Source organism: uncultured Hymenobacter sp. (genome assembly GCF_964242765.1).
Classification (GTDB): Bacteria; Bacteroidota; Bacteroidia; order Cytophagales; family Hymenobacteraceae; genus Hymenobacter.
This window is the reverse complement of the sequence record NZ_CAXTBM010000062.1, coordinates 1-14,576: the sequence shown is the minus strand read 5'-3', so window position 1 is coordinate 14,576 and position 14,576 is coordinate 1. Positions and strand designations below refer to the sequence as shown.

Here is a 14,576-nt window from a genome sequence, read left to right as displayed (position 1 = left end):
CTGCAACAGGAAGCAGTAGATTTGCTCTTGTAACTACGGGTTTCGCGTCTGCTACCGATCAACTTCATTCCCTCACCAGTTCGTAGTTTCACCGTCTCACCGTCTCACCGTCTCTTCTTTTGGATATAGCCGTCAATACCCGCTTTCTGCTGCCTGGCGACCATCTGGAGGGTATTGGACGCTTCACGTTCGAGACACTGAAGCGAATGGTGGCCGCGCACCCAGAGCATACGTTTCACTTTCTGTTTGATAGGCCGTTTGACCCGCGCTACTTGTTCGCGCCGAACGTGGTGCCGCACGTGTTGTTTCCGCCGGCGCGCCACCCGTTTTTGTGGGTGGCCTGGTTTGAAGGGGCAGTGGCGTGGTGGCTGCGGCGGCACCGGCCGGCCGTGTTCTTCAGCCCCGACGGCTACACGACGCTGGCTACTCGTGTGCCGCGCATTACGGTGCTACACGACCTGGCTTTCGAGCACTTCCCCGAGCATATGAGTGTGCTCGAACACAAGTATTATCAGTATTTCGCGCCGCGCTTTGCCCGTGCCTCCGAGCAATTGATAGCCGTGTCGGAGGCGACCAAGCAGGATGTGGTGCAGTCGTACGGCGTGCCCGCCGCTAACATTCAAGTTGTTTTCAACGCGGCCGGAAGTCATTTTCGCCCTCTGCCCGCCGCTGTTCAGCAGGCTACGCGGGAGCGTTTTGCCGGCGGCAAACCCTATTTTCTGTTTGTGGGGGCCTTGCATCCGCGCAAAAACCTGGTGAACCTACTAAAGGCTTTCAACGAGTTCAAGCAACTAACCGGGGCCGATGTCAAGCTCTTGGTTGTGGGCCGAACGGCCTGGAAAGCCGGCCCCATGTTCGATGCTTACCAACAGATGCAACACCGCCACGATGTGCACCTTGCTGGCCGCGTTTCCGAGGAGGAACTAGTGCAGCTTTACGCGGCAGCTTTGGCCACGGCGTACGTCCCTTACTTCGAGGGTTTTGGCATTCCCATCATCGAGGCTCAGTCCTGCGCTTCGCCCGTGGTTACCGCCGACCGTAGCTCTATGCCCGAAGTAGCCGGCGGCGCGGCCATACTCGTTGATCCGTTCAACCCCACCGCCATTGCCGCGGCGCTCGTGCGCCTCTGGCAGGAGCCGGAACTGCGTCAGGAGCTAGTGGAGAAGGGGTTACAGAACACGCAACGATTTTCCTGGGACAAAAGCGCCGAGGCGTTGTGGGGAACTATTCTCTCTATTAGTAACCAGAAAATGTGAACTGCTGGAATAGACCGTCTTGCTCAGCTTGCCAAAGCATTTCGTTCGCTTCGTTGAGTTTACCACGCTAGCGAGATGTTTCGGCAAGCGCAGCAGGGCATTGTGGGTGTTTTTCTGAATCTCCAGTGCAGTTTCTCTATCCAATCCTTACCCCTCTTTCAACTCTATGCGTTTGCACCGTTTGCCTCAACTCCTGCAACGCTTACTGCCGCATACCGAGTGGCGTGGCCCAGTGTCGGAAGGTGCGAAACCACTCTACCTTACCTTCGACGACGGTCCGATTCCCGAGGAAACTCCTTTTGTGCTCGAACAACTGGCGCGCTACGAGGCGCGCGCTACGTTTTTTTGCGTGGGACAAAATCTCGAGCGTAACCCCGAAGTGGCCCGGCAAGCGCTGGCCGCTGGGCACCGCCTTGCCAACCATACGTACCACCACGTTAGCGGTTGGCAACTGCCAGTGCCCGCCTACCTGGCCGAAGTGCAGCAGTGCCAGCAGGTGCTAGAAGCAGTTGGCGAAACGGCCCGCCCACTGATGCGCCCGCCCTACGGGCGCATCACGCGGGCGCAAGCGGCGGCGCTGCATCCCAACTACCGCCTGATCATGTGGGACGTGCTAACGTATGACTACGACGCTACCTATCCAGCTGAAACTTGCCTGCGGACGGCTCTAGCCCATACCCGGCCCGGCTCCATCGTCGTTTTCCACGACAGTGAAAAAGCCCACCGCAACCTGCGCGCGGTGCTTCCCCGCTACCTCGAAGCTTGCGCCGCGCAAGGCTATTCGTTCGAGGCATTATAACACCAGCTGAAAGTTGGTGTTATAGCCTGACGTAGCTTTACGGATCATCATTCTTGGACCTGTTGCTTTTCCTCACTCTCTTTCTGGTTGGCTGGTTTCTGATTCTGGCAACTTCCACGCTGCTTTTCGCCACGCGGCCCGGCAGCCAACCGGGGGCGTTGCCGGTGCCGCTGCCGCGCGTCAGTATCCTGATTGCCGCCCGCAACGAGGCAGCCGCCATTGCCCGCTGCCTGACCGCCATCCGCCAACTCGACTACCCCGCGCATCTGCTCGAAGTGCTGCTCGGCGACGACGCTTCCACCGATGCCACCAGCGCTGTAGCTACGCAGGCCATGCGCGGCTTTGCCGGCAGCTTCCACCTTTTGCCCATCCAAGAAACCGTGGGGTTGGCGCGCGGCAAAGCCAATGTGCTGGCCCACCTCACCCGCGCCGCTACCACCGGCTTCTTCTTTATTACCGATGCCGATATTGCCGTGCCCCGCACCTGGGTGCAAGGTCTGCTGGCTCATACGGCCCCCGGCGTGGGCACCGTTACGGGCCTGACGCTGGTGGACGGTCCGCGCCTCTTCGACAAGTTGCAGGGCCTCGACTGGCTGATGTCGTTGGGGCTGGTGCAGGTGGTGTCGGATCAGGGGCGGCCCGTAACGGCCATGGGCAACAACATGCTCGTCACGCGGGCCGCTTATGAAGCCACCGGCGGCTACGAGAATCTGCCGTTTTCCGTCACCGAAGACTACGAACTGTTTCGGGCCACCATTCGGTTGGGGTTCGGCTACCGCATCTTGTTTCGGCCGGAAGTGTTGGCTACTTCCTTGCCCATGCGTACCGTTGGCAACTTGTTGCACCAGCGCCGCCGCTGGATGCGCGGGGCCGAAAACTTGCCGTGGTGGTTGCGGGCCGGGCTGCTTTACTATGCCGGCTTCTACCCAGCACTGCTGCTAACGGCCTGGGTGGCCGGGCCAGCTGTGGCCGGGTTGGTGCTGCTAGCTAAAGTGCTGTTGCAAGGCACGTTGGCTTACTTTAGCTTCCGCCGCGCCGGCCGCCGCGCCCCGTTGTGGCTGATGCCTCTGTTTGAACTTTATTCCGTCACGCTCACCTTTGCTCTCACCATCTTCCGCCTCCTGCCACTCTCTTTTGATTGGAAAGGCCGGCGGTATAAATAATAGGGTGAACTGCTGATTGTTAATTGTTTAACCTGGTAGTAAACAATCAGCAACCAGCAATCAATAACTGAAAAATGATCCTAGCCGATTCTCACGCCCACGTCTACTCCGAGCAGTTCAAACCCGACCGCGACGCCATGCTGAACCGCGCCTACGAGACCGGCGTTCAAACCATCTACATGCCCAACATCGACCACACCAGCATCGAGGTGATGTTGGAGACAGAGGCGCGGTTTCCGCAGCAGTGTTACCCCATGATGGGCCTGCACCCTTGTTCGGTGGACAAGCACTTCGAAAAACAGCTCTACGAAGTGGAAGAGTGGCTCGGGAAGCGGCCGTTTGCGGCCGTAGGGGAGTGTGGCATCGACTTGTACTGGGACAAAACGCACCTGGCCGAGCAGCAAGAAGCCCTGCGGATTCAGATAGCCCTGGCCAAGCAGCACAAACTCCCCCTCGTGCTCCACACCCGCGACGCCTTCCGCGAAACCGCCGACCTTATTGAAGCCGCGCAGGATGGCACGTTGCGCGGCGTGTTCCACTGCTTTTCCGGCTCCAAGGAAGAAGCCGAAGAGGTTGTTCGCCTGGGCTTCAAGCTCGGCATCGGCGGCGTGGCAACCTTCAAGAACGGCGGCCTCGACAAGACCCTACCCGGCATAGCCCTAGAACACCTGCTCCTTGAAACTGACTGCCCCTACCTAGCCCCCATGCCGCACCGCGGCAAGCGCAACGAGCCCGCCTATCTGACCCTAGTAGCTCGCCGCCTGGCCGACATCTTGGGCAAAGACGAAGAAGAAATTGTGGAAGCCACCACCCGCAATACCAAGGAATTGTTCGTGGCTGGCGTGTAGCACAAACGGGGCTAGGGGGTGTGGCGCCACTACAGCTTTCCCTTCGCCGTTTGCTTGACCTTTTTATCGGCTACAACTTCGCTGTCTTTGATGCTGAAATTGGATACCGATTGCAGGCTGAAGGCGGGTACGGATGGCAGGTGTTGCGCTTTGATGTTGCGGAGGTTGATGTCCTTTGCATCAACCAGCACGAAGGGTGGGCGCTGGTCGTCTTTCTGGTAGCGGATGTCGATGTTGCGCATTTCGAGGCCCTTTACGTGCCGAATGAAAAACCCGTAGGAGGGCATGTCGCCCATGTGGCCGGGGTCGGGGTAGTCCTTTTCGCCTTCCGCTGGCACAATAGCGGCTTGCTCTTTGGTGCCGCCGCCCTGGAACTCGATGCGGATGTTGTCTAGGGTCACGTCTTCAATGTCGTGGCCGGGTATGCCGCTGATAATGGAGCCGTATTTCACGTCGGCATTGTAGACCACCACATTGCTGATTTTCACGCGGCGCAACACGCCCACTGGCGTACCTTCCGGCCCGCGCATCCGGGCCCCGAGGCGCAGGTAGAACGGCGAATTCACGATGTCCCGCATGGTAATGTTGGTGATGGTAACATCTTCCAGAATGCCGCCGTCCACGGTTTCCAGCGCCAGCCCGCGGCAAAACTCGAACACGCAGTTGGAAATAGTGATGTTCTTGAAGCCGCCATTCGATTCGGTGCCAAACTTGATGCGCCCCGTCACGTCCATCTTATCGGGTACCAAGGCCGCCTCCTTGCGCTGATACGTCCCGTCGAAGAAGGTGCCCCGGTCGAAGCCGGACACCTCGCAGTTGGTGATGGTTACGTTTTCGGTGGCGCGGGCAAAACCGAGAGCGTACGAACTTTTCAAGCAAATAGCATCATCAAAAGGCGAGTTGATAGTGCAGTTCGAGATGCGCACGTGGCGGCAGCAATCCACGTCGATGCCGTCGCGGTTGGTGTCCATCTTTACGTTATCAACGGTGAAGTTATCGATGCCCGTGGCCAGGATGCCGAAGTGCCCGCCGTAGAGCACCGTAATGTCGCGGATCAGCACGTTGCGGCACAGCTTCAGGGCAATAGCCTTGTTGGCAACTCCCGGCGTGCGCGTCCCTTCCCGCGTCAGCCCCTTTTTGCCATCAATAATGCCTGTACCGATGATGGAGACATTCACGAGGTTCTCGCCCCAAATCAGGCTGTTGTGCCAGTGGCTGTGCCCGAAGTCCTGAAACTTGGTCGATTCATTCGGCTCGGCCACATCATAGCCCCCCGTGCCATTGGCCGGCGGTTCGGCAGCTAACACGGTAGCGCCTTGGTCGATGAAAAGGGCAATGTTGCTTTTCAAGTGAATGGAGAAGCTGGCATACGTGCCCGCTGGGAAATACACCGTGCCGCCCCCGGCCGCGGCTGCCGCGTCAATGGCCTTGTTGATGGCCGGCGTATCCAACGTTTTACCGTTGCCAGTGGCTCCGTACGTTCGTACGTTGAAGTAGCCCGATTGCTGTTGAGCCAGCAAAGGGAAACTGAAAAGTAACTGCGCAACAACAAGCAGAAAATACCGCATAGGGGAGAGGAAGAGAAAAATTAAAAGTCCGTTATGTCGTGCAGAGCAGAGCGAAGCATCTCGCGTGCTGAGGTTAGGTTACTACTTGAGTATCAGCACGCGAAATGCTTCGCTCTGCATGACGGTAGTAGCATGGCCGTGCACCTTCACTGCGCATCGCGCCGCACAATGGCTTCGCCTTCCGTTACGGTCAGTTTCAGGCCGCTGGTATCGAGGCCGCGCACGTTTTCCAGTATCAAGCCTTTCTGGGCCGTCAGCACGCAATTTTTGAAGCTCACGTTTTCGATGGGGCTGTTTTCAAGACCGTGCATGCGCCCGCCCGACTTGACCGTGCCGGTGATGTTGATCAGCTTCACGTTGCGCACGAGGGGCAGCACTTGCGCGGGCGGGGCAATGGGCGGCACCATGCGCCACTCCATGTTGAACTCGAAGGCCTGACGCGTATTGCGCAGCACCATATCCCGGTAGGTAATATCCTCAACCACGCCCCCGCGGCTCGGCTGCGACTTGAACCGGATGGGCGCCCAATTGTCGGCTTCGGCCACGCAGTTGCGCACTTCCACCCGCCGTATGCCCCCCGACGTTTCGCTGCCCATGGCCACGCCGCCGTGCCCGTAGCCGAAGCGGGTTTTCTCGATGAGAACATCTTCGCTCGGCCGGTTCACCCGCAGCCCGTCAGCATCCTTGCCCGACTTAATGGAAATGCAGTCGTCATTCACATCAATGTCGCAGTTGCTGATGCGGATGTCGCGGCTGGAATCGATGTCGATGCCGTCGGAGCTGGGAATGAGGTGGGCGGCCCGGATGGTCAGGTTTTCGGCCACCACGCCCGTGCAATACAAGATGTGCAGGCACCACACAGCTTGATTGCGTAGCTGTAAGTTGGCGATGCGCGCCTTGCGGCAGTTCTGGAAGCACAGTAGCCGGGGGCGGCCTAGGCGCGGCGCCGTAGGGTCGGGAGGTTGCTGGAGGCGAGCTTGGCGCGCTAGTTCCACCCATTCCTCGCCCGAGCCATCAATGGTGCCCTCGCCCTCCACGGTAACGCCCGTTAAGTTGGTGGCATTTACCAGCGCCGCCGTGAACGGCTGCTCCATGCCTTCCCACCGAGTGGCTACCTGCGGGTAATCTTCTTGCCGGGTCGAGCCTTTCAGCACACCCTCTTTCTCGATTAGCAGATTCACGCCCTTTTTCAGGAAAATAGCGCCGGTCCGGAACGTGCCTTTGGGCACCACTACCGTGCCGCCGCCCGCCGCCGAACACTTATCAATAGTCGCCTGAATAGCCTGCGTGTTCAGCGTCTGCCCGTCGCCAACGGCTCCGTTGGCCGCAATGTCGTATCGCTTGGCTGGCTGCCATGCTGTAAACGACGCCAGCACTATCAGCATGAGGCACTGCGCGGCAAAAATCGGCCATTTTCGTTGTTTCATCCGTTGGGTGGTTAGCTGGCTAATTGGAAATTTCGTGGTATGTGGCGCCAGGCTCCGGCTTGGCGCCATGCGCTGACTTCGGTATTTCGTTGCGCTGTGAATTTCTTGTGTACGATTCCAAGGTGGCCATTCGCTTTGGCGGAGCCGTTCTGCACTTTCCTGCTACAACTAGTAATTCCGTAGTGCCGCCCGGCGCATGGGTTGGCAGACGTCGCTAACTTGGCGCTTCCATCCCAACCTCATCTGCTTTGCCTTCCCCCAATAACCGCCCCGAAACTGCCGTCCTCGTCATTTATACCGGCGGCACCGCTGGCATGGCCTACAACAGCCAGGGGGAACTGGTGCCCATGAATTTCGAGCAGATTCGCAAGAAAATGCCCGAGCTGCGCCAACTCAACATGCGCGTGAAAGTGGTCAGCCTCGGCGAACCCATAGATTCCAGCAACGTCACGGTAACCGATTGGTACAAGATGGTGGCGCTTATCGAGGCAAACTATACTCTCTACGACGGCTTCGTGGTGTTGCACGGCACCGATACCATGGCGTATTCAGCGGCGGCGCTTAGCTTTCTGCTCGAAAACTTGGGCAAAACGGTGGTCTTCACGGGGGCCCAGGTGCCCGTGGGTCGTATCCGTACCGATGCCCGCCGCAACTTGATTACCGCCCTGGAAATAGCCGTGGCGCGCTATCCGGTGGCCGGCACGGTGCGCGTGCCGGAGGTCTGCATCTTCTTCAACGACTTGCTGATTCGGGGCAACCGCGCCAAAAAAGTGGAAAGCCAGCAGTACAACGCCTTCCGCTCGGAAAACTACCCGCCCCTGGCCCGCGCCGGTATCGAGCTGGAGTTCAACGACAAGCAGATTCGCCTGCTACCCGCGGCCCACCTGCGCGCCCACACCTACCTCGACGAGCAGGTGACGCTACTGCCCCTGTTCCCCGGCCTCACCGAGCGCATGATGCGCGCCCAGCTGGAAGTGGAAGGCCTGCGCGGCTGCGTACTCGAAACCTACGGTTCGGGCAACGCGCCCACCGCCGCTTGGTTTCTAAACTGCCTGCGCGAAGCACACGAGCGGGGCGTGCAGTTCCTCAACGTGAGCCAGTGCGAAGAAGGCCGCGTAATTCAGGGCCGCTACGAAACCAGCGCCCACCTCCCCGAAATCGGCATCATCGGCGGCGACGATATTACGCGGGAAGCCGCCATCACTAAGCTCATGTTTGTGCTCGGGTTGAAGCGCTCGGCCGCCGAAACCAGTCGCCTGCTTACCTACGATTTGCGGGGCGAAATCACGCTGGGCTGAGAGGTTGTTGCGGCGGCGGCTTGCGTATCCGGAAAATCGGGTGCTATTTTGTGCCCGCATCCCGCACCTAGAGAGGTGTCCGAGTGGTTGAAGGAGCACGCCTGGAAAGTGTGTATGGGTCTAAAGCTCATCGTGGGTTCGAATCCCATCCTCTCTACAATAAACCCCATTTCTGAATTAGAAACGGGGTTTTTGCTTTCTAGGGGTACGTGTAGGGGTACAGCTGTTGACTAGCTACTTATAACTTGCTCTGCAAGCCATGTAGCACAGTAGATTGTCGAAAGGCATACCAAGCACCGCGACTGGAAACCCTTTAAGTGCTACGTTAACATAACCGAGACAGCGATTGAGCGGGAGTTTGCCAAGGTCTACGAGATGCCGCAGATGCCGAAAGAGGGCCGGTAGGCGCTGGTAGAATGATAGTGGTTACATTTTTTAAACTGGTGTATTGAGTCATTACCGTTTAAGTTAAACTGACTTGTATTAGAAAGTCGGTATATTGGAAAGAGCGTTTAGGCTAAGGTTGGAATCAACAGTGAGATATTCTATGGAAGAACTAAAGCTTTCAGCAAGAGACATATTCTCCTATTTTCTTGTGGGACTTTTCCTGCTTATTTGTCTGCTGAGTGTTGATTTGAGCACCTTTGCCGGAGATTTAAATAATAAATTTCGTGACGTCGGTATAGATAAGGCATTCATCAAAGAGCAGTCGATAGGAGCCGTATTATTCTTATTCACACTAGCAACTGTTTACATTTTGGGAATTCTAGTACACGGTGTAGATAATGTAATCTATGTAGTCATACTTCCAGTTTATAAGCTTATCAGAGATTCTAAAATCTGGGAGAAACCAAAAATAGTATTGCTAGCCTCCCTGATGGGAACGAGAGAAATATTTTATAATGACTATCCAAAGAAGGATCTCTCCGATAGCGCTGGTAAAATTCATGCAAGTGGGGACAGTAGTTATTGGGCAGTAGCGTATCAGACTAATGAAGGTTTCTACAGAGTGTCATGCTGCCTATTGCTCTATCACCTATATGCAGCACTAGTTGCTGTCGTAAAACATAGTTCGGTGGACAGCTGGAAGTTCTTACTAGTATTCTGGGTCTTAACAATCTTGTTCTTTCACAGAGCTAGAATTTTACTTGCTAGTGTTAAGGTGAAGGTTGAAGTAGAAAAGCAAATTAACTGACTACTGACATGACGCTTCCCATAAGGTTAGGAGTTTTGTGGCCCCGCCTTTTGGCAGTTTACATTATTTTCTAAGCGATGGTCCATAATTCACGCAAGGACAGCTAATAAGAAAGGAAGTAAGAAATACAGAAAAATATCAATGTATTTATGGCCGCGTCGAGTCTTTAAACAAGTGAAGAAGCTTATACTATACCTTGTATATATAATATTCTGTCATATATTTGCAACATTATGACGGTAACGACTTTCTTCAAGAGCAATAATCCGAAACCCACGAAGGTGGGCCGGATCTGTATTGCTTAAGTAGTAGACCTGCTTTCGTAGTGATGACCCGGCCCACCAGCCGGGTTTTTTGTTTTCCATCGAGGTGTATATCAGTTGGTAGATTAGGGCATTTGGGATGCTCAGGCCGCTGGTTCGAGTCCAGCCACTTCGACGTAGGCAACCATCCAATATGAAGACAAATACAGGGGCAAAGCGGCGCGCGCTTGACAGGAGGCACAGACCCCATATGACTTCGTAGCTCAGTTGGTTAGAGCACCTCACTTTTAATGAGGGAGTCCCGAGTTCGAGTCTCGGCGGGGTCACTTTTTATTTTATCCCATAGCTCAGCGGTAGAGCAGCACCCTGTTAAGGTGATGGTCCCTGGTTCAATCCCAGGTGGGGTAGCTACATGCAATCTTAGCTTAATTGGTTAAAGCACCTCTTTACTGAGGGGATCTAGGGTTCGAGCCCCGGAGGTTGTACAGCATAGCCCCGCCATGTGCGGGGCTTTTTGTTGAGTTTGATTTGCTATTTTCAACTCATGAAACATATCCTACTCGCGCTATTCCTCTTGCTCTCTACTACCGCCTCAGCGCAGACAACGACTGATGGTTCGGTGCCTTTTAAAAAGGCGAACGCTATTCTGATCCAAACCCCCGATACGGGCCGCGTGGCTCTACGTCGCCTGGCATCACTGTTACAAGAGCGAGGGTACAGCGTGGATCAACTCAACTACGATCTGCACAGCCTGAGCACCAAGCCCAAGACGGTTGGCAAATCCGGCCTGGTACTGTCAGTGACGGCCCTTTATCAGCCAGCAGGTTTACTGCTACGGGGGCAGTACCAAGTGCCGGCCCTGAACATGAGCGTGCCCGGAGTCGCCGAGTTCAGTGGAATGGAAGGAGGCGCTAACAAGCTTTCCTTTCGCGAACTGGAAACTATTGGCAAAGCCTACTATCCTGAGGCCAAGCTGGAGTACTTGCTCAAGCCCTAATCCCATGATGATGAACAACTCGGCAGCGCCGATATCATCCATGAATAGTAGAAGGGTAGCGAACATAAAGAAGCGGGAAACCGGAATGCACGACTAAGGTCTACTCCACGACTAGCCGGCTACTAACCTGATGGCCTTGCGTATCGGTGGCACGTACCACATACAGCCCGGGGATTACCCCCTGTAGCGATACGCTACCTCCGGGAGCTACTACGGTGATGCGCGCTAGCCGTCCCACTACATCTACTAGCTGCACGTGGCTGCCAATGGCTACTCCACGGAGATGCAATGTAGTAGAAGCCGGGTTGGGGGAGAGTTCTACGGCCATCGGATGGGCTATTTGCGTGGCCAGTGGAATAGCGGTAGGTAACGAAGCTACAAAGCCGACATAGGTACTGCCAGGACTCGTGATGGGAAAACTACCAAAGCTCGCTGGTGGTTGAGCCTCTCCCGAGAGGTAAAGATTGCCGTCGCTTTCGCTCAGGTTACCAACGTACTCACTTCCGAGCCCAGCCCCCTGCTGCGCCCAGACGAAGGTGGCGCTAGGGCCCCTGTCAGTGAGCTTGGTCACGAACACATCGTACGTGTTGCCGCTGTTATCTGAATTGATTAAGAGGGAGCTGCCGAAATCGGCACTAGCACTTTGAAAGGTTCCAGCCACGTAGAGGCTCGTGCCCTTAACTATTATTTTAGAGGCAACGTCATAACTGGTTCCACCCGCCCGTTGTGCCCACACAAAGCTTGCTGAGGTGCCGTTGTCGGTCAGCTTGGTGATGAACAGATCCGGGTTAAAGCCCAGGCCACCGTTTGCATTTGCAAGCGTCGCGTTGCCGAAGTTGACCGTGCTGCCATAAAAAAGTCCCACGACGTACACGCTGGTTCCGTTTACGGCCACCCCGTACGCAATTTCGTCACTCGTGCCACCCACCCGTTGTGCCCACGTAAAGGACGCCGTGTTGCCAGCATCCGTGAGTTTTGCTACATACATATCGAAACTGACGTTGTTGCTGGGGTTTGGCAGCGTGATGCTGCCAAAGCTAGCCGTACGGGTGATGAGTCCGACCAGGTAGACTGTGGGGCCGCTCACCGCTAGACCAAGCGCATGATCAACTCCGCTGCTACCCGCTCGGTACGCCCAAAGAAAGCTAGCTGAGTTGCCCGCGTCCGTTAGTTTAGCCACGAACTGATCGTCGAAGTTTGGATCGGCATTGGTCAACGCAGAAGGTCCAAAATCGGCCGTGGCGCTTCGAAAGTCACCAATTAAGTAGATGCTCGTTCCGCTCACCGTCATGCCCTTTACTAGGTCATTACTGGTGCCACCGGCTTGCTGAGCCCAAGTGAAGCTAGCTGTACTGCCAGCATCCGTGAGTTTTGCCACATACACGTCGTAGCTGCCGGGCGTGGTCGCATTTCTATTGGTAAGGAGGGTGTTCCCAAAGCGCACGGTAGCCCCACTAAAATTTCCGGTGATGTAGAGACTGGTACCGCTTAGGGCTAAGGATATAACTTCTTCGTCTCCCATGCCCACTCCCTGCTGAACCCATACAAAGCTACGGCTCGCAATATGCCACTTGGCCACAAACACGTCGCCTGAACCGGCCTGGGTACTTGTTAGACTTGTAGTGCCGAAGTGGGCAGTACGCGTGAAAGAACCCGCGAGGTACACATGTCCGTTGCCATCCGCAACCGAGGCGGATACCGACGTTAGTTCTCCACTAATGGCTACTACACTTTGCCAAGTGGGTGCTTGAGCATGAACGGGTAGCACGAAAAGCAAGCAGAGCAACCAACAAGCTAAAAATGACAAGATAGAGCGATGCAGGAACATAGAAGTGGGAAAGAGAGTAGCGACGGGATGCGTAAAGAATTTGAAACGCACGTGTCAAAGTCAAGCTATAGTGGCATGCAAAAGGCCCCACGCAATAGGCCATGTGGTAAAGGAGCAGTAAGTTGGGAACTGTACCGCCTAGTGGCGCAACACCGGCGCGCCTTACTGCACTACTAGGCGGCCTGTATACTGTTGCCCCTGGGCATCCGTGGCACGTACCATATACAAGCCGGGTGTTACCCCCTGTAGGGAAACAGTCGCGTCTGTTCCGACTAGAAGCGTGCGGGTTATCCGCCCTACCGCATCCAGTAACTGTACTTGGTTGCCGACAGGCACTGATGGAATGCGCACTGCAGTTGTAGCCGGGTTGGGGTACAGGCTTACCGGTATAGGCTGACTTGGGCGGGTAGCCAGGGGGCCACTACCTAGGCGGGCTAAGAAGCTTTCACTAATCGCGCTCGTGTTGAGTGAATACGATCCGAAAGCGCACGTACCGGCAAAATAGCCCAGCACCCGTACCTCCCCGCTGGCATCCAGGCCGATATGGCTACCAGCATCCGAGCCCGGCCCTCCAGCCTGCTGGGTCCAGCGAGTTTGGCCTTGGGGAGTATACGCTGCTACAGAGATATCTTGACTGCCGGCGCTGGTGAGCGTCGTTGCCCCAAAGCGGGCTACGTTGCTAAAGAGCCCCGTTACATAGGGGTTACCGGCAGCATCAAGCGCCACACTGCTTAATCGATCGGCCCCCGGGCCCCCGCTAGGCTGTACCCACTGCACCGTACCTTGAGGCGAGTATTTTATCAAAGAGCCATCAAAGAGCCCAGCGCTGGGTAGGATAGTCCCACCGACAGCAAAGGGATCCGTGAAATTAAGGATCTACAGGCTGCCACTGCCATCTACTACGGTGTTGCCGACCGACTCAATGCCCGCACTACTTAGGTGCTCGACCCATTCAAAATTGCCCTGGGTCCCATACTTGGCCACGAGTACGTCGGTGTTGGCATTCGGACAGGTAAGGGTGGTGGCGCCAAGGATAGCGGGGTGGCTAAAAGAGGTGGAAATGTAAACTTCGCCCGTGGGGGCTACTGCTAATGTGGGATGGTAGTAAACAGCAGTAGGAGTTGGCGAGGCATACGAAAAGGCCTGAACAAGGGACTGCAAGGCACCTGTGCTGCCGGAAAGCCGGCCTAGAAAGATTGCCTTGCTGTTGTTGAGTGTCGTTAGCGTGGTGGAGCCTACAGTGATAATATTGGCAAAGTAAGTGCAGTACACGTTGCCCACGGCATCCACCCCCAGGTCACCGCCCCCAACGGCGCCATAGCCCGTCGCGCTGGTTTGGTGCGCCCATAAAGCTGCTCCTTGCGCGGAGTAACGAGCCACAAATGCTTTGGATATGAATCCGGAGCCACCACTAAGACCGACGCCGTTGCCAAGGGAGAAGGACGGCCCAAAGTCGCCAGCAATATAGACGTCCCCTGCGGCATCAAGGGCGATGCTCTTGACCGATTCAGAACCGGTCGAACTTAGCTGCTTAATCCAAGCGACAGTGCCCGTGGGGGTATATTTTACTAGGTAGCCGTCGCTATCGGTGCCACTAGGGGTTATGAGCGTCGTGCCGCCCACCACCGCCGTCCCGCGGAAATCGCCCACTTCATAGGTATTGCCGACGGCATCCACTACCGCGTCGAAGCTATACCGGTTGTTTTGGGACGCGGAGCCGGTCAGGCGGGCGTTCTGCCAGGTAGGAACAGATTGAGCCAAGGTAGGCAAACTCAGAAGAAGCATGACCAGCATACAGCTGGCTTGGCGCAGCGTTAAAAGCGTAAAAATGTGCATCAAATAAAGAAGGAAAATGAATAATCCAATGGGGCACCTTTGTAAGAGCAGACAGGCAAATAGTAGCTCAATAAATAAGATAGCGTCCTAGATAGCAC

12 protein-coding genes and 5 tRNA genes are annotated in these 14,576 nt (G+C 55.9%); 12 read left to right on the top strand and 5 right to left on the bottom strand.

The window, feature by feature from the left end:
• Nucleotides 1-119: 119 nt before the first annotated feature.
• The 4 genes from ACFE7X_RS20260 to ACFE7X_RS20245 all read left to right on the top strand — a co-directional run bounded on the left by ACFE7X_RS20260 (nt 120) and on the right by ACFE7X_RS20245 (nt 4,066).
• Nucleotides 120-1,256, top strand: coding sequence for a glycosyltransferase family 4 protein (locus tag ACFE7X_RS20260; RefSeq protein WP_375437510.1), 1,137 nt, complete (start codon nt 120-122; stop codon nt 1,254-1,256).
• A 166-nt stretch (nt 1,257-1,422) separates the two neighbouring features.
• Complete coding sequence (locus ACFE7X_RS20255) at nt 1,423-2,055, top strand: polysaccharide deacetylase family protein (RefSeq protein ID WP_375437509.1); 633 nt, start codon at nt 1,423-1,425, stop codon at nt 2,053-2,055.
• A gap of 62 nt (nt 2,056-2,117) precedes the next feature.
• Nucleotides 2,118-3,218 (top strand): glycosyltransferase, encoded by a 1,101-nt coding sequence (locus tag ACFE7X_RS20250; RefSeq protein ID WP_375437508.1) that lies wholly within the window; start codon nt 2,118-2,120, stop codon nt 3,216-3,218.
• Nucleotides 3,219-3,292: 74 nt separating this feature from the next.
• Nucleotides 3,293-4,066, top strand: coding sequence for a TatD family hydrolase (locus ACFE7X_RS20245; protein ID WP_375437507.1), 774 nt, complete (start codon nt 3,293-3,295; stop codon nt 4,064-4,066).
• A 29-nt stretch (nt 4,067-4,095) separates the two neighbouring features.
• Here the strand turns inward: ACFE7X_RS20245 and ACFE7X_RS20240 are convergent, their stop codons facing one another.
• Nucleotides 4,096-5,634, bottom strand: a complete 1,539-nt coding sequence (locus tag ACFE7X_RS20240) for a glycoside hydrolase family 28 protein (RefSeq protein ID WP_375437506.1) — start codon at nt 5,632-5,634, stop codon at nt 4,096-4,098.
• Nucleotides 5,635-5,780: 146 nt separating this feature from the next.
• Nucleotides 5,781-7,061, bottom strand: coding sequence for a glycoside hydrolase family 28 protein (locus tag ACFE7X_RS20235; protein WP_375437505.1), 1,281 nt, complete (start codon nt 7,059-7,061; stop codon nt 5,781-5,783).
• A gap of 248 nt (nt 7,062-7,309) precedes the next feature.
• On the opposite strand from ACFE7X_RS20235, the gene ACFE7X_RS20230 reads away from it, so the two are divergent.
• From ACFE7X_RS20230 to ACFE7X_RS20195, 8 genes are all read left to right on the top strand, one after another.
• Entirely contained in the window at nt 7,310-8,359 is a 1,050-nt protein-coding gene (locus tag ACFE7X_RS20230) for an asparaginase (protein WP_375437504.1), read from the top strand.
• A gap of 69 nt (nt 8,360-8,428) precedes the next feature.
• Nucleotides 8,429-8,516 (top strand) — tRNA-Ser (locus tag ACFE7X_RS20225).
• 390 nt (nt 8,517-8,906) lie between these two features.
• Nucleotides 8,907-9,554: a hypothetical protein gene (locus ACFE7X_RS20220; protein ID WP_375437503.1), complete on the top strand. Its 648-nt coding sequence runs from the start codon at nt 8,907-8,909 to the stop codon at nt 9,552-9,554.
• Between the two features lie 365 nt (nt 9,555-9,919).
• A tRNA-Pro gene (locus ACFE7X_RS20215) sits at nt 9,920-9,992 on the top strand.
• Nucleotides 9,993-10,069: 77 nt separating this feature from the next.
• A tRNA-Lys gene (locus ACFE7X_RS20210) sits at nt 10,070-10,143 on the top strand.
• A gap of 10 nt (nt 10,144-10,153) precedes the next feature.
• Nucleotides 10,154-10,225: transfer RNA gene (locus tag ACFE7X_RS20205), tRNA-Asn, on the top strand.
• A gap of 6 nt (nt 10,226-10,231) precedes the next feature.
• Nucleotides 10,232-10,302 (top strand) — tRNA-OTHER (locus ACFE7X_RS20200).
• Nucleotides 10,303-10,361: 59 nt separating this feature from the next.
• A complete protein-coding gene (locus ACFE7X_RS20195; RefSeq protein WP_375437502.1) occupies nt 10,362-10,814 on the top strand; it encodes a hypothetical protein in 453 nt (150 codons plus the stop codon).
• Between the two features lie 100 nt (nt 10,815-10,914).
• Here ACFE7X_RS20195 and ACFE7X_RS20190 read toward each other — a convergent pair whose 3' ends face one another.
• The 3 genes from ACFE7X_RS20190 to ACFE7X_RS20180 form a co-directional block, all read right to left on the bottom strand.
• Complete coding sequence (locus ACFE7X_RS20190; RefSeq protein ID WP_375437501.1) at nt 10,915-12,642, bottom strand: hypothetical protein; 1,728 nt, start codon at nt 12,640-12,642, stop codon at nt 10,915-10,917.
• 162 nt (nt 12,643-12,804) lie between these two features.
• Nucleotides 12,805-13,446, bottom strand: a complete 642-nt coding sequence (locus ACFE7X_RS20185; RefSeq protein ID WP_375437500.1) for a T9SS type A sorting domain-containing protein — start codon at nt 13,444-13,446, stop codon at nt 12,805-12,807.
• 72 nt (nt 13,447-13,518) lie between these two features.
• Nucleotides 13,519-14,403 carry a hypothetical protein gene (locus tag ACFE7X_RS20180; protein WP_375437499.1) on the bottom strand — a complete coding sequence of 295 codons (885 nt, stop codon included), beginning with the start codon at nt 14,401-14,403 and terminating at the stop codon, nt 13,519-13,521.
• Between the last annotated feature and the right edge of the window lie 173 nt (nt 14,404-14,576).

Bases quoted from the DNA above. Each gene is read 5' to 3' on its own strand.
- ACFE7X_RS20255 (WP_375437509.1), top strand. From the start codon at position 1,423: ATGCGTTTGCACCGTTTGCCTCAACTCCTGCAACGCTTACTGCCGCAT.
- ACFE7X_RS20245 (WP_375437507.1), top strand. From the start codon at position 3,293: ATGATCCTAGCCGATTCTCACGCCCACGTCTACTCCGAGCAGTTCAAA.
- ACFE7X_RS20240 (WP_375437506.1), bottom strand. From the start codon at position 5,634: ATGCGGTATTTTCTGCTTGTTGTTGCGCAGTTACTTTTCAGTTTCCCT.
- ACFE7X_RS20235 (WP_375437505.1), bottom strand. From the start codon at position 7,061: ATGAAACAACGAAAATGGCCGATTTTTGCCGCGCAGTGCCTCATGCTG.
- ACFE7X_RS20220 (WP_375437503.1), top strand. From the start codon at position 8,907: ATGGAAGAACTAAAGCTTTCAGCAAGAGACATATTCTCCTATTTTCTT.
- ACFE7X_RS20195 (WP_375437502.1), top strand. From the start codon at position 10,362: ATGAAACATATCCTACTCGCGCTATTCCTCTTGCTCTCTACTACCGCC.
- ACFE7X_RS20190 (WP_375437501.1), bottom strand. From the start codon at position 12,642: ATGTTCCTGCATCGCTCTATCTTGTCATTTTTAGCTTGTTGGTTGCTC.